Here is a 17,392-nt window from a genome sequence, read left to right as displayed (position 1 = left end):
CCGACACGACCCAGTCGATCTCGCCCTGCAGAGACGCCCGCTTCTGCACGTGGGTGAGGAGGTCTTCCCAGACACCGTCGGCCGCCCAGCGACGGAAGTTCTTGTACATCGTGTTCCAGTTCCCGAACCGCTCGGGCAGATCACGCCACGCCGTCCCCGTCCGGAACCGCCACGCGGTCGCCTCGACAACCATGCGTCGATCGACGGGAGGGCGACCACGCGTCCTCGCCGGCGGAAACACGTCCTTGATCAGCTCCCACGCCTCGTCTGTGATGACATCTCGCGACACGCTTCAAGGATCGCCCCGCCAAGCGGAACAGGATTTAGCAACACGCCCTAGATCCTGAGCGCAGCTGGTCGAATCCTTGTGGATTCCAAGCCCTTGAGATGGAGCATTTGTCGGGCGTCGTCGGGTGTAGCAATATCCCGGCCGAGGTCGCTCAGGGTCTCGACGATTTTCCGAACCTGTTGCGCGGTGGATTTCGCCTTTACTCCCTTGCTGACGTAGAGGTTGTCCTCCAAGCCGACTCTGACGTGGCCTCCAAGCCAGGCGCTGTGCGTCGTGAACTCCATTTGTTTCCGACCTGCGGCGAAGGCCGAGAAGTGATAATCGTTCCCGAATAGCTTGTCGGCGATTCTCACCATGTGCTCGAGGTTTTCGTGATCCGCGCCGATCCCACCAAGGATGCCGAACACCCCCTGGACCAGAAAGGGGGGCTTGACTAGACCACGGTCGACGAAATGCGCCAACGAGTACAGGTGACCAATGTCGTAGCACTCGAACTCGAATCTGGTTCCGCGTTTCTCTCCAAGTTCCAGCAATGCATGCTCAATCATCTCGAATGTGTTATGGAACGGATGCGAGTTCGAGTTGAGGACGTATTCCTTCTCCCAATCGAATCGCCACCGGGTGATACGGTCGGCGATCCCGGAGAACACGAAGTTCATCGACCCCATGTTTAGCGATGCGAGCTCTGGACTGAAGTGCGTGGCCGCCGCGAGCCGCTCTTGGACGGTCATTGCGGTCGAACCACCTGTGGAGACGTTGATGACGGCGTCAGTTGCAGCTGCGATAACCGGCAGGATCTCTTCGAACACTTCTTGTTCGAACGCCGGCCGACCATCCGAAGCACGCCTGGCATGCAGATGGACGATGGCTGCACCAGCATCAACGGCCGCTATCGCCGCCTTGGCGATTTCTTGCGGGGTGATTGGCAAGTATTCACTCATCGACGGCACGTGCACGGAGCCGGTAACGGCCGCTGACACAATCAGCTTCTTGGCGCTCTTCATACTTGTTTCCCCCTCATTTAAATACGTTAGAACACCGCGTAGGCGTTCGCCGGCGAACCGACCCCACCGGTGAGCCTTAACGGAGCGGAGACGAGCAGGAACTCGAATCGGCCCGTACGAGCGGAATGCTCGGCAAGGTCCCGCAGCCACCAGAGTTCGCCAACGGCCATCCCCTGCAATGCGATGAGCCGTCGGTGCAGGAATCCCTTCTCGCGATCGACGGGGAGCACCTCGACGGCCGGGTTGTCGCTTGTGATTCCAGCGATTCCCGCATCCCACAGCCATTGCGCCATCTGTTGTGACGATTCCAAGCCCGGGCACTCGAAGCCGTTCCCGATCGTTCCCGCCATCGCCTGCCGCACTTCGTCCGGTGCCGCGCGGTACCCCTCGACCCATCCCGTCCTCACTAGCAGGATGTCTCCCTCGCGGAAGCGCACGCCTTCCTGCGCGGCGACCTCCTCGAGAAGCTCTACGGTGATCTCGAAACGTCTGTCGAAGGCGACAGGTTTTCCGCGGCTGGCCAGGTGTCCGGCGACATCGAGCAGGACTCCCCGGGTGATCATTCCGTGCTCCGCCCACTTCTCGATGCCGAGGTCGGCGCTCTGGTCGAGGTGCTCGTCCGTTCTTCCGCCCCAGTAGTACTGCCGGTATCGAATGTGGCGAAGGCCGTCCCAGTGGCTCGACCCCTGCAGGTAGAAGTCGTCGAGTTTGTCGTCGCGCCCGTTTCTGGTGGCGAATGCGGAGTGCGAGAAGGGTGGTCGTTCCGGGAACAGCCCAGGGTCCGGTTCGTCGAGCGGCAGGCTCAGGGAGATCACGTCTCCGGTGCGAACGAGCGACGCGGCCTGGACAACTTGATCGGGGCCGATGCGATTGATCGAGCCCAGACTGTCGTCCGCACCCCAAACCGACCACGCAGCCCGTTCGCGATCCCGGTCGGAGGCGAACGGAAGCTCGTGAAAGGGTGGCACCGGGTTCACATTCATGTCGTTCTCCTAGTCAGCACAGTCATGGGTGAAGCAGAGCACACCGAACCCATCGCCTGGCTGGTATGAGCCGGCAACTGCGGTGCCGCGCGTGAGAACCTCACCGCAGTTGCAGAAGATCCGCCCCGGCAGGCGCAGACCTGGGGCGATGTCGATGAGTCCGGAGATGAACGGCACCTGGCTCGCCCACACGGGGTCGCCGGTCGCGCGTTCAACCCGGATGGCGACGGCAACGTTGCCGTTCCCGACCACCTCTTTCCACGAGTAGTCCAAAGAGCCACACTCGTAGCACACCGGGGCTACCGGGAAACGTACCCGGCTGCATGCGGTGCACCGCTGCAGTTCTAGTCGGCCCGCAGCGAGCGAGGTCCAGAACTGTTCGTTCTCGGGATGGATGACCGGCGTCGGCCCCGCATACGTCGGTGCTCTTCTCAGCATTGCCCCATCCTCTCCGTCTTTGATCCTGTGCGCGCTCGCTGGCTCTGTCACGCGGTGAGGATCAGCGAGTCGCCCCATGGCGCCGCCCATTGAAGGATTTCCGCATCCGCGATTTGGCGTGGCCCAGCAGTGCCCCGCAGCTGTCGCACCATCTCCACCAGGTGGGCGTAGCCGGAGTAGTGGCCTTCTGACTGCAATCCGCCGTTCGTGTTTATCGGCAGCACGCCGTCCGGGGCCATGCCGTGCTCGGCAACCCAGGCGGGCGCCTCGCCGTCGGCGCAAAACCCGAACTGTTCCAGCAGCATCCAAAGGTTGCTGGAGAACGAGTCGTAGATGTACAGACCGTCTACGTCGGATTGCGAGACTCCCGCGTGGTCGTAGACCGGTTGCCTGTCGGCGATGAACGGGAAATCGCCGCCGAAGCCGACACCCAGCCCCGGCCGGGAGAAGAGGACATAATTGTCGCGATTGGCGCGGATGCTCTGCGCCCCTGCGATCGCCACCGGCTTGTTGGGCAGGTCCCTGGCGCGTTCGACGGATGTGATGATCATCACGTTCGAACCCTCGTTCGCGAGCGCGTAGTCGCTGCGGCGGAAGGGTGCCGCAATGATGGGCTCGTCGTAGTAGTTCTCGAGGGTCAATTCCTTGTCACGGAGGATCGCCTTCGGATTCAGCTGTGCATTGCGTCGGTAGCCCGAGGCGATTCGGGCGAGGTCGTCTGAGCCGGCCCCGTACTTCTCCATGTATCGCTTCGCGACGAGCGCCGTTGCCGAGCCCGGGGTATCGATTCCCGTCGTACCCCACTCACCGTGACCGCCGCCGAAGTCGCGCAGTCCCTCATCGAGTCCATACCCCGCGGGCGTTCCCAGGTGCCGCTGATAGCCCCGCGCGGTCGAGGTCGTGTTGCAGACGGCGACGACGTCGGCAAGACCCGCCATCACGGCGAGTGCCGCCGACGTCGTGACTCCTGTGGCCCAGCGACCATGCGACCATGCCTGGTCGACATAGCGGATGTCCAAGCCCATCGCCGAGATGAACTCCTCGTAGTCGACGCCGCGGGGGGCGCCATGCGCGGTCACGAATCCGTCGACGTCGCCGCGGGACAACCCGGAGTCCGCGAGGGCGGCATTGAATGCCTCCGCCTGCAGGCGCAACGGGCTCTTCCCCAGCGAGAACCCGAAGTCGCTCTGCCCGATCCCGACGATGCAAGCCTCCTGCGTGGCGAGCTTCACTTCTTCTCCGCTCCCTGTCTGGCCCATTTCTCGCCGGGCTTCTTCGGGTGGCGATACTGGTGCGCAGCCGCAGGCAGCTCGAAGGGGGTCTCGGCGATGGTGCCGAGGGCGCCACGGGCGACATGGACGAGCCGGTCTTCAGCGTCATAGTCGAACGGGTCGCCGATCTGATTCTCGACGGCGCCGCCGGGCTCGGGCCGATTTTCCAGCAGCCATTCCACCGTCGACTTGACGGCATCCGCCGGTGCGAACTCGTCCGTGTATCCGAGCTCTGCGCGGATCAGCATCGAATCGGTCAGGCTGTGATCGCGAATGTGCCGATACAAGGGGTGCGCGGGACGCGCGAGTTCCCAGGGCAGATCGATGATCTCGAACGTGTGGCCAAGAAGCGAAGCAATGTACTCGACGCGCTGACGCATCGTGTACGTGTGCGGGTCGGTGACGATGTATCGCTTTCCAGCGCTCTCCTCTGGCTTGTCCGCTGCGAGTAGCACCGCGTTCGCGACGTTCTGCGAGTATGCGCGGGTTTCGAGGCGCAGCCCGCCATCGGGGAGGACGAGCGTTGCCCTTCCGTCGAGCGCCCGCCGCACTACCGTCCAGTCCTGGGGCGCCAGTTGGTTTGGGCCGTACAGCGGCGGGTAGCCGAGGTAAGTGGCACTGAACGCGCCATGCCGATGCGCACTGAACAGGTGATTCTGCGCTTCGACCATCCGATACGCGATCTTGTTCTTCTCGATGTCGTGCTCAGGAAGGATCCGATGTTCGGTGAGCAGCGCGGGCTTGCCGATTGGGCCCCACCCGGGATCAGCGGTCGAGGCCGCCAGTCCAGTGGCGCCACCGATCGCGATCAGGCGGGGCGTGCGGCCCGAAACGACGTCGACGATCGTCTTGAGGCGTCCGTACTGTGCGAGCACGAGGTCATCGTGACGCCCTTCGACGGCGGGCAATAGCGTCTCGGCAAAGTGCGGGTCGGCGTGGATATGCTGCACTTCGGGCGGTATGGCGCCGTTCTCGTGCTGTCCCCCATGGAGGATGGTGACGTCGTAGCCACGCTCGAGGAGTCCGCGAACGATCTTCGGCCCACTAGGTCCTGTGCCGCCGATCACAAGGGCGGTCTTGCTCATAGGGTGGGGTCCTTTTCTATTCGCGGATGGAAACGTCTACAACGACAGGTATTTGTCGTTGTCTGCTCCGAGGCTCGGCGGTGCCGTCCACTCTGACTCCGGAAGCATTCCCCGCTCAAGGTGCAGGGGTGGCCCCGGAACCTTGATGCCAGGGAAGCCCGGTAGGTCGCGTACTGCTCCTCGCGCGAGCGCGTGCGGGTCTGCGATCGCGTCGTCGACCTCGCGAATCTGCGAGACAAGAACGCCACCGGCGGGAAGCGTCTCGAGCCAGTGCTCCAGCGGCTCCGCGCCGAGTAGTGGTGCCAGGATCTCGCGGAGGTCTTCGCGGTTCGCCACGCGGGCTGGATTCGTCGCGAAGCGAGGGTCGTCAATGAGGTCGGCGCGGCCGAGCTGCTCGGCGAGGAAACGCCAGCTGCCGTCATTGGGCGAACCGATGAACGCGTATCCGTCGGCGAGCTCCCAGACTGAGTATGGGAACAGGTGCTCGAAGTCGCTGCCCATCTTGCGGGGGTTGACGCCTGTAGCGGAGACCTGAGGGACCGCCCACAGCAGCATGGACATCGCGCTGTCGTAAAGCGAGACGTCGACGAGTTGACCCTCGCCTGACGTGTCTCGCTCACGCAGGGCGGCCATCGCACCGGCGAACCCCATTGCTCCCGTCATGATGTCGAGGGCGCTGATCGCCATCCGCACGGACGGCCGGCCCGGCTCGCCGGTGAAGCTCATGATGCCGGTATCGGCCTGCAGCAGCACGTCCATGCCATTGGCGTTCATGCGTGGCCCGGTCGCGCCGTATCCAGTGATCGAAACGTAGATCAGGTCGGCACGCACCTTCTTGAGTGACGCGTAGTCAATGTGAAACTGAGCAGCCCGCGGCGGGGCATACGAGGAGACGACGACGTCGGCGCTCTCTACCAGGCGCTCGACGTCGGCGCGGCCCTGAGCGGACTTGAGGTCAACGACGACCGACTTCTTGTTGCGGTTGCCGGCGAGGTAAAGGAACGACTTATCCCCTATGCGCGTGTCACCCCAGTGTCGGCCGTGTTCCCCGGTGGGCGGCTCGATCTTGATGACCTCGGCGCCCAGATCACCCAGGAGCTGCGTACAGAAAGGTCCGGCGGCGGCGGCGCTGAAGTCCACGACGCGCACGCCTGTCAGAAGTGCCATAGTGGGAAATCCTCCATCAATTCGGTGAGCGGGGAGACGTGCTGGCCGGGGTGCATTGCCACGCGGTGTACCCCACCCTGTGACGGCAACTGTAGGAAGAATCTCCCGCGTTCTCTGTGACTTCCGTCCGCTGACGACCGTCGTCCGCGTCCCAACGGGTCTCTGCACCAACAGCGCATCACGGCGCCTGTTCAACAGTCGTGCTGACAATCGCCTCGAACTCGATGGGCGGGGCTGCTGCCAACTACTTGGCGCGCGGTACCTCCGCGGTCTCAGCAGACGGTGACGCTGTCCCCGGTGACGGGTCGCCATTGGCCGTGCCGCCGCGGCGGCGGGCGGCAAGCTTTCGGATGCTGCGAGGAAGGGAGACGAGACCGCCAGGTAGTACGAACAGGACGGCGACAAGGATAATGCCCTGGCTGATCGCGGTAATGGTCGGATCGATGGCGTTGGTGACCTGCGGGACGAGCACGTAGTAGACCCCGCCGATGATCGATCCGGCGATACTGGCCGCCCCGCCGACGACCATGGCCGCCAACAGGTTGATCGAATGGTGGAACGCCATCGTCTCGGGCGAGGTGTACTGCACCGCGACCATGTAGAGGAACCCGCTTGCGCCGCCGAAGATCGAGGCGATTGTGAACGCCATGACCTTGTATCGGTACGGCGAGATGCCCATCGAACGGGCGACGTTCTCGTTTTCCTTGACGACGCGCATGGCCCGGCCGTACTTGCCGCGCACCAGGTTATAGGCGAGGAGGAAAGCGATGACTGCGATGCCGACGACGATGTAGTACTGCCACTGATCGTCGTAGAGCCCGCTCCAGTCGGGCGCGGAGGAGAAGCGCGCCGAGGTGCCCTGCGAGCCGCCCGTGAACTCCGATAGTCGTTTCGCCAGCGGAACGCCGATGATGGGCAGCGCGATCGTGACCATCGCGATCGCGAGCCCACCCAGGCGCGCGGCGGCCAGAGCGATGATCAGGCCGAGGACAGCCGGGATGACGCAGGCGGCCACGAAGATCAGCAGGACGTTCCAGTCGTGCGTGACCCCGTAGGCGGTGACGTACGCGCCCACTCCGAGGAAGAAGATCTGACCGAGCATAACCTGCCCGGTATAGCCCATGATGATGTTCAGCCCGAGTATCGCGACGGCGTAGACGCCGACGCGGGTAAGGGTCTGGTTCGCGAACGCCGGCAGCATCAACGGCAGCACTGCGAGCACCACCAGTGCGACCGGCAGGGCTGCCCTGCGTACCCAGGGGGCACGCACGAGATTCGAAAGAGTGCTCATCAGACGCGCACCACGACCTTCCTGCCGAACAGGCCTTGCGGGCGCAGCAGCAGCACAATGAATAGGATGATGAACGGCACCGCGATCTTCAGGTCATAGCCGATGAACGGCACGTACACGGCCGCGAGGTTCTCGAGCACGCCAATGCCCCACGCTGCCACCGCGGCGCCCAGGGGGCTATTCATTCCGCCTATGATGACGGCGGCCAGAGCGTAGACAAGCGCGGAGTCCATCATCGTCGGGGTCAGGCTGAGCTGCGGGGCAACCAGCGCTCCTGCGACCGCGCCGAGGGCTGCGGCCAGCCCCCAGCCGACCATCAGCAGGCGTCCGACCGGAAGCCCGGACAGCGCAGCCGAGGTCGGGTTAATCGACACGGCGCGCAGAGCTAGCCCGAGCTTCGTGCCGACGAACAGCAGCTGCAGCACGATCATGATCGCGACGGTCACCCCGATCGTGCCAAGTGAGCGCACGCTGACCACCGCACCGAAAAGGTTCACGGTGTCGAGGGGGAACAGCGACGGGAACTGGATGTTGTTGTACCCCCACAGCCATCCACAGATACCGGTGAACAGAGTGAGCAGGCCGATCGTCACCACCACAGCGGTGTCGGGATCGCCGCCCTCGAACCGGCGGATCACCAGCCGCTCGACCACGGCACCAAGTACGAATGAGACGATCAACGCCCCAAGGATCGCGAGCAGCAGGGGAAGCCCCCACCCCATGAGCACGTACGCGATGTACGCCGACAGCACTGCCATCGCACCCTGCGAGAAGTTGATGAGTCCCGTCGATTGGTTGACCAGCACGATCGCCAAAGCCAGTGCGGCGTAGATCGACCCCGCAGACAGTCCGTCAATCACCAGCTGGATGAAGGTACCCACGCTCACGCTCCCAAATAGGCACGGCGGATCTCGTCCATGCCCCTAAGTTCAGCCGACGACCCGGTCAGGACATTGCGGCCTGTCTCGAGCACCGTGGCGGAATCGACGACGGTGAAAGCGAGGTTCGCGTTCTGCTCGACGATGAGCATGGCGATCCCCGCATCGGTGCGCAGTCGCTGGATCGCCTGGTACACCGTCTTCGCGGTGCTCGGGGCGAGTCCGAGGGATGCTTCGTCCAGCACCAATAATCTCGGTTTGGCCATGACGGCGCGACATACCGCAAGCATCTGCTGCTCACCGCCGGACAGTGCCGAGGCACTCGACGAGATGCGATTGCGCAGTTGCGGGAACAGGTCAAGCAGGTAGTCGACGTCTGACGCCACTCCCTTGCGGTCCTTGCGAAGGTAGGCGCCGACGCGCAGATTCTCGCGCACCGTCAGCTGGCCGAGCGTGCCACGGCCCTCGGGCACGTGCGCGATCCCGAGTTTCGCGACCTGCTCGGGTCGCAGGCTGCGAATATTGCGGCCGTCGAACATGATCCGTCCGGTCGTGCGCACCGACCCGCTGATGGCCCGCAGCGTCGTGGTCTTGCCTGCACCGTTCGCACCGAGAATACCCACTGCACCGCCATCGGGCACAGATAGCGACACGCCGTCGAGGACTTGCACGGAACCGTACGACGCGGTCACATCTTCGAGCTCAAGCAGCGTCATCCGCGGCCTCCTTACCGATGTACGCCTCGATGACCCGCGGGTCGGACTGCGCCTCCGCCGGAGTGCCCTCCATGAGCTTGCGGCCATGGTCGAGCACCATGACCTGCTCGGTCAGCGCCGAGATGAGACCCATATTGTGCTCGACGACCACGACCGTGACATCGAAGTTGCTGCGAACAGCGCGCACCAGCTCGATGAGCCGGTCGACCTCGGCGTGGGGCAGGCCGGCGGCAGGCTCGTCAAGCAGCAGCAGGCGGGGCTTGAGCATGAGCGCCCGGCACAGCTCAATGCCCTTGTGCAGACCGTGCGAGAGTTCGTCGGGCGTGCGCTGCGCAGCCCACCCCAGACCCAGTCGTTCGAGCAGCTCCAGGCGCGCATACGCTCGCCACGCTCGTCCTTGCGGGTGAACGGCAGGCGCAGCGACCACGACAACGGGCCGCCTCGAAGGTGCGGCTGCGCGCCGAGCATGACGTTCTCGAGCACAGTCTCGTGCAGCTGCAGCGCTGCATGCTGGAACGTGCGTGCCAGGCCCAGCCGCGACATCCGCCACGACGGCTTGGACAGCACCTCAACTTCGTCGATACGCACACTTCCCGACGACGGTCGGTAGTGCCCGCTGATGCAGTTGAACAGCGAGGTCTTGCCGGCACCATTCGGTCCGACGAGTCCGAAGATCTGGCCAGCCGCGACCGTGAAGCTCACGTCGTCAAGCACCTTCACACCACCGAAATGCAGGTTGACACCCTGCACCACCAGTTCAGCGCCCATCAGAAACCGTTACCTCTCTTATAGCGGTGCGCAAGCGACCTTGGAATTTGTCGCCAGCACGGCCGAGTACCGAACCGGCGAAGCCACCATCGCCTGCTGGGGCCGGGTGGGAACACCCGGCCCCAGACTGCGAGTGCCTCAAGCCCAAGTGTCAGCCGATTGCATCGACTGTGACGTAGCCCTCACCATTGAACTTCTGGAGCACGACCTCAGCCACCGCGGGGATGCCGTCAATGGTGGAGTTGATCGCAGTGCCTGGCATCATCAGCGGAGCGCGGAAGTCGGAGATGCTGAGCATCGCCTCCATGAAGCTCTCGCGCGTGGGCTCCTCCATGATGGTGAACGCATGCTCGAGCGTCGCGGCCGCTATCCAACTCCACACGCAGTGCGGGAAGCTGGGCGCTGCCTCCTGATTGGTGTACTCGGCCAGAGCCGACAGGAGCGCCTTGCCCTCATCGCTGTCCTTCACTGCCGGGCTGTTGACGTCCTGAGCAAAGGCAACGGTGTAGATGCCTGGGTAGGCATCTCCACCACCCGGCTCAATGACGCCGCTCGGGCTCGCGGTATTCGACGGCAGCATCCAGCTCGGGAACCAGCCCAGCTGCTGTGCCTTCTGCATCGCGCCGATGGCAAGCGGTGTGACACCGTTCGCATTCAGGATCACGTCGGCGCCGGTACCCGCGAGCTCAGTGATCTGCGGGTCGACGCTCGTGTCGCTGGCCGCAAACAAGGCCTCCCCGACAATCTCGATATCAGGACTGCCCTCAACAGCGGCCTTGAAGCCTTCGACGTAGCCGGCTCCGTAGTCATCGTTCATCTGCAGGATCGCCACCTTGTGGGGCTCGCCCGAGTCGATAAGCGCCTTGCCGAACGCGGCTCCCTCTTGGGGGTACGTCGGCGGGAGGCCCAGTTGCCATGGGCTCTCCTGGCGATCACTGAAGATCGGATCACCACTGATTATGAGCACTTGCGGGACCTCTTCGTCGATGGCAGCCTCACGCCACGCTCGGTTCGTTGCGGTTCCCAGACCGATGCCAGCAGCAAAGACTCCATCTGCCACCATCTGCTGGAAATTGCCGAGTGCCTTCTGGGGGTCCAGCTGGTCGTCGAACAGGCTCAATTCGATCGTGCGAGTCTTGCCGTCGCCGAAAGTAATGCCGCCGGCCGCGTTCCTGGACTCGAAGTAGGCAACCGCACCATCTGCAGCGCAGTTTCCCGGACCGGCAAGAGGACCGCTGAGCGGCGTCGTAATGCCGAAGGTAAGGGTGGTGTCGGTGATTCCCGGGCTTGAAGTCACCCCGCCGGTGTCACCGTTGGCGCTGCCACCTCCATCGCGCGTGCATCCGCTGAGTACGAGCACGGCCGCGGATGCCATGGCAACGATGCCGATGGCGCCCGCAAGCTTCTTACGAATGATCATGCTTGGTCCTTGTCTCTGCTGTTGGATTCCGTCTAGGCGGGTGACGGCAACCATAAGCGCAGCCAGAAGATATGCTCTGTGACTTTTGTCCGCGAAGGATCTTGGTCAGTAGCTGGACTGCGAGAATCCTCAGCGACCCTCGCCGAGCAGCGGCTCTTCGCCCAGCGCTATCTGGCGGAGCACCTCCGGCTTGACGATCTCGATGTACCTCCCTGCGCCATCCGAACGACGCAGGATGCCCTCGCGTTCAAGCTGCTTGAGTTGGCGGGAGACCACTTCGCGCACCGAACCAAGCGCACCCGCGATCGCTTCGTGTGATACGCGGACGACGATCACCGCGCCCGAACGGTCCGCGAGTGTGAGGAGATGGGTGGCCAGCCGTGATCGCACGGGCTGGAACAATTCGTCGGCAAGCCGCTGCTGCGTCGCCACGAGCTGCTCTGCGATGTTCCTCGCGCACAGCATCACGAGATCTGGGTGGGTGGTCATCGCCGCACGCACCCGATTAACGTTCAGGTGCAGCACCACCGTCTTCTGCAGCACTTCTACGTCCCGCGATTCGCCGCCCACTTGCCGCCAGGATGTTGCCCAGTTCGTGAGGCGCGGTCGGCTCGGGTCCATCCGGATGAAGAACGGCACAAGGCCTATGATTGCGCCGGGCCTTGCGTACCGTACCGTCACCATCCGGCCCGACGCCTGGGTCAGCCTCGTGCGGGCGAGGCCGCTCACGAGCAGGAGCGGACTGAGCGCTCCTGGGTCCGTTCCCTCGAAAATGAGGTCGCCGGGCGCATGGGTGGCAAGCACGCCGTCTTCGGCCATGGCCGCCAAACCGTTGGGGTGGCTCGCAAGGAAACTCCTCGACCACGCCCGCGTTACGTCTTGGCGTAACGCCTCATCCTCCTCGCGATCTGCATTCCTCGAGCCGGCCGGACGCGTGAGTCCGATTCTTGCCACTGCGCACCTCAACTGTCTTTTCCTGATCCGGTCTACGGTGCAATTCAGCGTACGGGTCACGTGATCAGGGTCACATCAATCCTACCGGCGACCGGGCATGATGTGGACGGACGGTGAGTCTCCAGACGTCTAAAGGAGTGCAAGAGAATGACGATACACAGCGTGAAGCGCTTTGCCTTCGGCGCGTCCGACGCCCATCGTGAGGTCGACTTCCACGAGCGGATACTCGGACTGCGGTGCGTCCGGCGTGACAGCACGACATTGTGGGGCAACCCTGGCGAAGTGGTGGCATTCGGTCTCGATGGTGGGGCCGCTGAAGCGCTTCTCGTCGCATACTGCCTGGGTGCTGAGGGTCCCCGTGGCCGTTTGGGCACGGAAATGCCGAAGGCAGTAAACCTCGGTATCCCGGTCGGTTCGCTGGCCGCTTGGCGCACTCGCCTGTACGACGCTCACGTCGACACCGCCGAGGTGCTCTTCCTCTTGCCGCGCCTGGCGTTCGCCGGCCCGTCCGGGGTGCGCTACACGCTCACCGAAATGCCGCAGCCCGATGACGAGGATGGTTCGCCAGATTCGAACACCACCCGGATAGTCGGACTGTACAGCGTGACCCTTTCGGTGATCGATGTGCGCGAAATCCACGACTTCATCGTCCATCTCCTCGGCGGCGAGCACCTGGGGCAGGACATGGAGGTGGGTCGCTATCGTTTCGAAGACAAGTCCGGCGGCGGCATCGAGCTGCTCGCTGAACCCTACCGGGTGCCCGGTTCGTGGACGTACGGCGTCGGAATCGCGCACCACATCGTGCTCGATGCTGGAGCACCGAGCGATTTCGACCCGCTCAGGCAACGACTTGTCGAGGCCGGCTACAGCGGCATCTCAACCGAGGCTGACGATAGCGGAACCTCCCACTGGCTGCGCATGCCCAGCGGAACGCTGATAGACCTGCGGTGCGGACGGGCGGCGTAGTGGTGCAGAACGACGAACTTGAACTTCGCGCAGTGGGCGATGTCTTCACCGATGTGGAAGACGGCACAGCCGTGTTCGCCGGGGTAGAGCCAGTGCTGTCGGCGGGTGACATAGTGCTGGGCAATTGCGAGGCGTCTACAGCGATCGTCCTGCCGAGTCCCCCACGCGAAAGCATTTCATGGGCGCATCCGTCGCACACGCCCGGCCACTCCGAGACGCGGGCTTCACCGTGATGACGCTGTCGAACAATCACGTGCTTGACGGCGGGTACGTCGGCCTTGAGGACACCCGCACAACCCTCTCTGGCATGGGCATAGGCACCGCGGGGGCCGGCGATGACCTCGAAGGTGCACTTCGTCCGTACACCACCGAGATCGCCGGGGTGCGAGTGGCGATTCTCGGATTCGCCAGCGTGTTCCCAAAGGGCTATGAAGCTCGGCCGACACGTCCCGGACTCGCCCCGCTCAGGCTGACGACCGCGTACCTCGATCCCGACGACAATTTCTGGGAGCCCGGAGTGAGACCGGTCATCTCGACCATTCCCTTCCCGGAGGATCTCGAGAGGTTCCATTTGGCGATCGCGGCCGCTCGCGAAGTGGCTGACGCCGTGATCGTGTCTATGCACTGGGGATCCTCCAGCGTGCTGGAGGGCCTGATGGCCTACGAGTTCGAGCTGGCGCGCGACGCTGTCGATCACGGCGCCGATGCTGTGCTGTGCACTCACCATCACGCCCTGAGGCCAATCGAGTGGCATCGGGGACGCCCCATCTTCTACGGACTTGGAGCGCTCGTTCATCACTTCCGCGACGAGGTGGTCACACCTCAGGGGCGCGCCAGCGCGGTGAAGAAGCACGGTCCGATGGCTCTCTACCGGGCGCCTGCAGAAGAGTTTCCGCTGTGGCCATTCGCCGAGGAATCCCGCCAGAGCATGATCGTCTCCCTCACGCTCGGACGAGGCGAGAACCCGGTGCGCGCGGCAGGGTTTTTCCCGGCCCAGATGATGGCTGACGGATCCACGACCGCGATGGCGCCTGATGACCTGCGAGCGAGGGCGGTAGGTGACTACGTCGCGAAGATGACCGCGGACCACGAGCTCGCCACGGGCTTCGACCTCACGGATCGAGATGGGTGGGCATACGTACGCCTCACTGACCCTGATAGCCCAAACGCTGACGCACCGCAATGGCGAACCAATTCAGACAAGAAACGAAAGGACTCCTCGGTGCTCGCATGAATAATCCACTGGATGTTAACCCTCCCTATTTTCATCCCGCTTACGCGATCACTCGGCTGCGTGGGCCGCTCGAGCCACCAGTGGTCCTCCCTCATGGCTGGTTTCATGAGATCGCAGGCCCCTCGTTCGGGCACGTCACAGTGAAACCGAGCGACAACGATCTGACCATCCAGCACAGCGGGCCCCCGCAAGGGCAGCGGATGGTTCTCTCTGGCCGTGTGCTCGACAGTGACGGTCGTGGCGTCCCCAACACGCTCATTGAGATCTGGCAGGCGAACTCCGCTGGACGCTATGCCGACAAGGCGGACCCCAACTTCATGCCGATGGATCCGAACTTCACGGGGGCAGGGCGTTGCTTCACCGATGAACAGGGCAACTACAAGTTCACCACCATTCGTCCTGCCGCCTACGCGGGCCCGAAGGGAACGGTGTACCGCCCCGCGCATATCCATGTTTCCTTGTTCGGCCGACTCCTGAGTGAGCGGCTGATCACCCAGTGCTATTTCCCCGGTGATCCGCTAATGAAAAACGACCCGATCATCGGTTCCATTCCGAACCTCAAGGACCGTGAGAGGCTGATCGTCGCGTACGACGAGGAGGCGACTCCGCTGACCTCTGGAGGCGAGAACTCGGCACTCTCATTCCGCTGGGACATCGTGTTGCGCGGAAGCGACTCCACCCCGCTGCTGCGGTGATCGAAGCCAACCGGATACGCGCTCTCCCCCGCCAGCATTCCGTCGTCGAAAGGCCAGACCATGCCAACTCACTCCGTCCCACAGACACCCGCGCAGACGATAGGCCGATGTTCGGCTTCGCGCTTACCGCGGATGAGGATCTGCGAAACGCCGTCGACCCCGGGGAGCCCGACGCTGTCCTTTTGACGGGTTCGCTGCTCGATGGTGCCGAAGAGCCCCTTGCCTACCCCGACGGGCTCGTCGAGGTGTGGCACGACGATCAGTTTGCGCGCGCGCGAACTGATCCATTCGGGGTCTGGCAGACCTGGGTGCGCAAACCCACGACAGGACTCGTGTTAGCCGACGGCACCTCCGTCGCACCACATCTCAATCTCACCGTCTGGGGACGTGGACTAAACAAGCAGGTTCAGACGCGCCTGTACTTCCCTGACGAAGCGGAGGCCAATGGGGCCGACCCGATCTTGTTCATCGTTCCGGAGCACCGGCGGCGCACGCTAGTTGCAGTGGCGCAAGAGGACGGTTCACTTCGGTTCGACATCCGCCTTCAGGGGCCGCAAGAGACGGTGCTCTTCGAGTTCTAGTCTGGGTAATCGAGGAGATGGCCATGCACCGGAGGGGCAGCCCGGATTTCAGGGTGACTGGACGCTCGGCGATTGGGGCGTCGCAACGCCCCCGAACGCCAGTCGGCCTGACGCTGGATCTTTCCTCCGTAGGACCAGCTTTTCGACCCGATTCGAGCGCTCCGGCGTCGTTTCATCGAATCACCGTTAGACGCTCACTGCAAGCTTTCGATTTCAGCGTTGCAACGGAAAAACAGGTCGCGGGTGTCAGGCCGACTCTGCAGTGGCTACCCAATGCTCGCCACGGCTTTTGTCCAAGACAGAACGGACTCGCGCCACCGCTCGCGATCCGAATTCCACGTCATCGTGTGATCGGCGTCGAAGACTCGAGGTTGACGAGTCCCGCACGCAAGAAGTTAAGACGAGCAGCCAACTCAACCGGCGACGACGTATCGCCACGTCCGTGGAGGATGAGTATTGGAGCGGTCAATTCGTTGGCTCGCGCGATCCAGGCAAACCGTCGCAAGTTGATCGGGTTTTGGAGACCAGTTGCGCGTGACAGGGTCCGAGAGCAGAGCCATGGCAACGCCAACAGCGCAATCCACTTGGGGAGTCCGGCTCGTGCACAGTTCGCCTTTATCGTAGAGACCCAATCCAGGATGGGCGACTCAAGTACCAGTCCGGTCACAACGTCGCGAAGTTCAGGCTCATCCGCGAGCTGTAGCGCGATGGCACCGCCCATCGACCAGCCGAAGAGGATGACCTGATGTGCCCCGTTTTCGCGAGCGAAGCTGATAGCGGCTCGCACGTCCTGTAACTCAGCGGCACCAAGCTCCGACCGCCCGGTGCCTACGGTGGGACCTTCCCCGTCGTTCCTGTAACTCACCACCAATGAGGTCAATCCGGCGCCGACAGCGACCTGCGCTCCTCGAAGCGTTCCCGCACGGGGACTGCCGAGTCCATGGATGTGAATCGCCCACGTGCTCGAGAGTCCTCCCGGGCAAGGGATGAGCCAGGCGGGCGCTGGACCCTCTGCTGTAGATACCTCGACATCCGTTGCTTGGGTGCGTCCCGTAGCGTGGATGCTCCTATTGCTGTCAAGCGTCCGGCGGTGGGGCGAGTCGGGCGAGTGCGAGGGTCGCGCGTTGTTCGAGATCGGCACCCGCGCTGACCCCGAACTCGAACAACGCGCAAGCCTCGCCCTCGCTCAGCTCAGCCCACCGGAGACCGCTTGACAGCAATAGGAGCATCCACAACACGGGACTTGACCAAACCTCAGTGAAACATCGGCCGGATAACGTGAAGTCATACCTTCACCCAGCGGATCTGGTCGTGAGGAAGGGCCCTAGGCCGTGTTGCTATATCCATTGGAGTGCTGCGGCGAGGTTGAGTCCGGCTGCGTATGAGGTGGCGGTCTTGTCGTAGCGTGACGCGAGTCCTCGCCACTGCTTGATGAAGCTGAAGCATCGTTCGACGACGTTGCGGCCCTTGTAGCGTTGCTGCTGCTCGAGGCCGAAGTTGATCGGGCGACCGGGTCGCTTGCGTCGGTGCGCGATCTGGTCGTCGCGCTCGGGGATCGTGGCCTTGATGCCGTGCTCGCGCAGCCACGCCCGGTTCTTCTTTGACGGGTAGCCCTTGTCCGCGAGCACCCGGTCGGGTCTCGTGCGTGCAGG

Annotated in this window: 20 protein-coding genes and 1 pseudogene; 5 read left to right on the top strand and 16 right to left on the bottom strand. The window is 63.5% G+C overall.

Translation table 11 applies throughout. From position 1 onward, the window contains the following. The 14 genes and pseudogenes from DC31_RS14585 to DC31_RS14525 form a co-directional block, all read right to left on the bottom strand. On the bottom strand, window positions 1-289 hold a 289-nt coding region (locus DC31_RS14585), incomplete at its 3' end, for an IS5 family transposase (RefSeq protein WP_036281390.1). Between the two features lie 47 nt (window positions 290-336). Beyond that, complete coding sequence (locus DC31_RS14580; RefSeq protein WP_036281388.1) at window positions 337-1,293, bottom strand: 3-keto-5-aminohexanoate cleavage protein; 957 nt, start codon at window positions 1,291-1,293, stop codon at window positions 337-339. 26 nt (window positions 1,294-1,319) lie between these two features. Further along, on the bottom strand, window positions 1,320-2,276 hold the full coding sequence (locus tag DC31_RS14575) for a cyclase family protein (protein WP_036281385.1): 957 nt from the start codon (window positions 2,274-2,276) through the stop codon (window positions 1,320-1,322). A 9-nt stretch (window positions 2,277-2,285) separates the two neighbouring features. Beyond that, window positions 2,286-2,714, bottom strand: coding sequence for a Zn-ribbon domain-containing OB-fold protein (locus DC31_RS17825; protein ID WP_160173251.1), 429 nt, complete (start codon window positions 2,712-2,714; stop codon window positions 2,286-2,288). 47 nt (window positions 2,715-2,761) lie between these two features. Then, window positions 2,762-3,946, bottom strand: a complete 1,185-nt coding sequence (locus tag DC31_RS14565) for a thiolase family protein (RefSeq protein ID WP_036281379.1) — start codon at window positions 3,944-3,946, stop codon at window positions 2,762-2,764. Then, window positions 3,943-5,070 carry a hypothetical protein gene (locus DC31_RS14560; RefSeq protein ID WP_036281376.1) on the bottom strand — a complete coding sequence of 376 codons (1,128 nt, stop codon included), beginning with the start codon at window positions 5,068-5,070 and terminating at the stop codon, window positions 3,943-3,945. The genes DC31_RS14565 and DC31_RS14560 overlap by 4 nt, the downstream gene beginning before the upstream one ends. 36 nt (window positions 5,071-5,106) lie before the next feature. Further along, window positions 5,107-6,237: a CaiB/BaiF CoA transferase family protein gene (locus DC31_RS14555; RefSeq protein ID WP_051607055.1), complete on the bottom strand. Its 1,131-nt coding sequence runs from the start codon at window positions 6,235-6,237 to the stop codon at window positions 5,107-5,109. A gap of 244 nt (window positions 6,238-6,481) precedes the next feature. Further along, window positions 6,482-7,528: a branched-chain amino acid ABC transporter permease gene (locus tag DC31_RS14550; RefSeq protein WP_051607053.1), complete on the bottom strand. Its 1,047-nt coding sequence runs from the start codon at window positions 7,526-7,528 to the stop codon at window positions 6,482-6,484. Continuing rightward, on the bottom strand, window positions 7,528-8,409 hold the full coding sequence (locus DC31_RS14545) for a branched-chain amino acid ABC transporter permease (RefSeq protein ID WP_036281374.1): 882 nt from the start codon (window positions 8,407-8,409) through the stop codon (window positions 7,528-7,530). Before DC31_RS14545 ends, DC31_RS14550 begins: the two co-directional genes overlap by 1 nt. Before the next feature lie 2 nt (window positions 8,410-8,411). After that, the gene (locus DC31_RS14540; protein ID WP_036281373.1) at window positions 8,412-9,122 is read right to left on the bottom strand and encodes an ABC transporter ATP-binding protein; all 711 of its coding nucleotides are present in this window, start codon (window positions 9,120-9,122) and stop codon (window positions 8,412-8,414) included. After that, window positions 9,109-9,549, bottom strand: coding sequence for an ATP-binding cassette domain-containing protein (locus DC31_RS19720; RefSeq protein WP_235201548.1), 441 nt, complete (start codon window positions 9,547-9,549; stop codon window positions 9,109-9,111). The genes DC31_RS14540 and DC31_RS19720 overlap by 14 nt, the downstream gene beginning before the upstream one ends. A 29-nt stretch (window positions 9,550-9,578) precedes the next feature. Continuing rightward, window positions 9,579-9,890: pseudogene (locus DC31_RS20645) on the bottom strand (ATP-binding cassette domain-containing protein); the annotation flags it as partial. Between the two features lie 151 nt (window positions 9,891-10,041). Further along, entirely contained in the window at window positions 10,042-11,310 is a 1,269-nt protein-coding gene (locus DC31_RS14530) for an ABC transporter substrate-binding protein (protein WP_036281371.1), read from the bottom strand. Window positions 11,311-11,439: 129 nt separating this feature from the next. Next, entirely contained in the window at window positions 11,440-12,129 is a 690-nt protein-coding gene (locus DC31_RS14525; protein WP_036281368.1) for a Crp/Fnr family transcriptional regulator, read from the bottom strand. Between the two features lie 282 nt (window positions 12,130-12,411). Here DC31_RS14525 and DC31_RS14520 point away from each other — a divergent pair, with 282 nt between their 5' ends. From DC31_RS14520 to DC31_RS14500, 4 genes are all read left to right on the top strand, one after another. Then, entirely contained in the window at window positions 12,412-13,230 is an 819-nt protein-coding gene (locus DC31_RS14520) for a hypothetical protein (protein ID WP_036281366.1), read from the top strand. A gap of 178 nt (window positions 13,231-13,408) precedes the next feature. After that, the gene (locus tag DC31_RS14510; RefSeq protein ID WP_081813889.1) at window positions 13,409-14,464 is read left to right on the top strand and encodes a CapA family protein; all 1,056 of its coding nucleotides are present in this window, start codon (window positions 13,409-13,411) and stop codon (window positions 14,462-14,464) included. Beyond that, complete coding sequence (locus DC31_RS14505; RefSeq protein WP_200872946.1) at window positions 14,461-15,159, top strand: dioxygenase family protein; 699 nt, start codon at window positions 14,461-14,463, stop codon at window positions 15,157-15,159. Before DC31_RS14510 ends, DC31_RS14505 begins: the two co-directional genes overlap by 4 nt. Window positions 15,160-15,266: 107 nt before the next feature. Beyond that, window positions 15,267-15,740, top strand: a complete 474-nt coding sequence (locus DC31_RS14500; RefSeq protein ID WP_051607051.1) for a hypothetical protein — start codon at window positions 15,267-15,269, stop codon at window positions 15,738-15,740. Window positions 15,741-16,080: 340 nt separating this feature from the next. Here the strand turns inward: DC31_RS14500 and DC31_RS18520 are convergent, their stop codons facing one another. Further along, window positions 16,081-16,686: an alpha/beta hydrolase family protein gene (locus tag DC31_RS18520; RefSeq protein WP_235201549.1), complete on the bottom strand. Its 606-nt coding sequence runs from the start codon at window positions 16,684-16,686 to the stop codon at window positions 16,081-16,083. A gap of 13 nt (window positions 16,687-16,699) precedes the next feature. On the opposite strand from DC31_RS18520, the gene DC31_RS18515 reads away from it, so the two are divergent. After that, a complete protein-coding gene (locus DC31_RS18515; RefSeq protein WP_160173250.1) occupies window positions 16,700-16,954 on the top strand; it encodes a hypothetical protein in 255 nt (84 codons plus the stop codon). Window positions 16,955-17,077: 123 nt separating this feature from the next. Here the strand turns inward: DC31_RS18515 and DC31_RS14490 are convergent. Next, the coding region (locus DC31_RS14490; RefSeq protein WP_036281357.1) for an IS5/IS1182 family transposase at window positions 17,078-17,392 on the bottom strand (315 nt) is incomplete at its 5' end.

This window comes from Microbacterium sp. CH12i (assembly GCF_000685355.1).
Taxonomy (GTDB): Bacteria; Actinomycetota; Actinomycetes; order Actinomycetales; family Microbacteriaceae; genus Microbacterium.
The sequence above is the reverse complement of the archived record's forward strand: the minus strand, read 5'-3'. Positions and strand labels throughout refer to the sequence as shown.

Bases quoted from the DNA above. Each gene is read 5' to 3' on its own strand.
- DC31_RS14580 (WP_036281388.1), bottom strand. From the start codon at position 1,293: ATGAAGAGCGCCAAGAAGCTGATTGTGTCAGCGGCCGTTACCGGCTCC.
- DC31_RS14575 (WP_036281385.1), bottom strand. From the start codon at position 2,276: ATGAATGTGAACCCGGTGCCACCCTTTCACGAGCTTCCGTTCGCCTCC.
- DC31_RS17825 (WP_160173251.1), bottom strand. From the start codon at position 2,714: ATGCTGAGAAGAGCACCGACGTATGCGGGGCCGACGCCGGTCATCCAT.
- DC31_RS14560 (WP_036281376.1), bottom strand. From the start codon at position 5,070: ATGAGCAAGACCGCCCTTGTGATCGGCGGCACAGGACCTAGTGGGCCG.
- DC31_RS14555 (WP_051607055.1), bottom strand. From the start codon at position 6,237: ATGGCACTTCTGACAGGCGTGCGCGTCGTGGACTTCAGCGCCGCCGCC.
- DC31_RS14550 (WP_051607053.1), bottom strand. From the start codon at position 7,528: ATGAGCACTCTTTCGAATCTCGTGCGTGCCCCCTGGGTACGCAGGGCA.
- DC31_RS14540 (WP_036281373.1), bottom strand. From the start codon at position 9,122: ATGACGCTGCTTGAGCTCGAAGATGTGACCGCGTCGTACGGTTCCGTG.
- DC31_RS14530 (WP_036281371.1), bottom strand. From the start codon at position 11,310: ATGATCATTCGTAAGAAGCTTGCGGGCGCCATCGGCATCGTTGCCATG.
- DC31_RS14525 (WP_036281368.1), bottom strand. From the start codon at position 12,129: ATGGCCGAAGACGGCGTGCTTGCCACCCATGCGCCCGGCGACCTCATT.
- DC31_RS14520 (WP_036281366.1), top strand. From the start codon at position 12,412: ATGACGATACACAGCGTGAAGCGCTTTGCCTTCGGCGCGTCCGACGCC.
- DC31_RS14510 (WP_081813889.1), top strand. From the start codon at position 13,409: ATGGGCGCATCCGTCGCACACGCCCGGCCACTCCGAGACGCGGGCTTC.
- DC31_RS14505 (WP_200872946.1), top strand. From the start codon at position 14,461: ATGAATAATCCACTGGATGTTAACCCTCCCTATTTTCATCCCGCTTAC.
- DC31_RS14500 (WP_051607051.1), top strand. From the start codon at position 15,267: ATGTTCGGCTTCGCGCTTACCGCGGATGAGGATCTGCGAAACGCCGTC.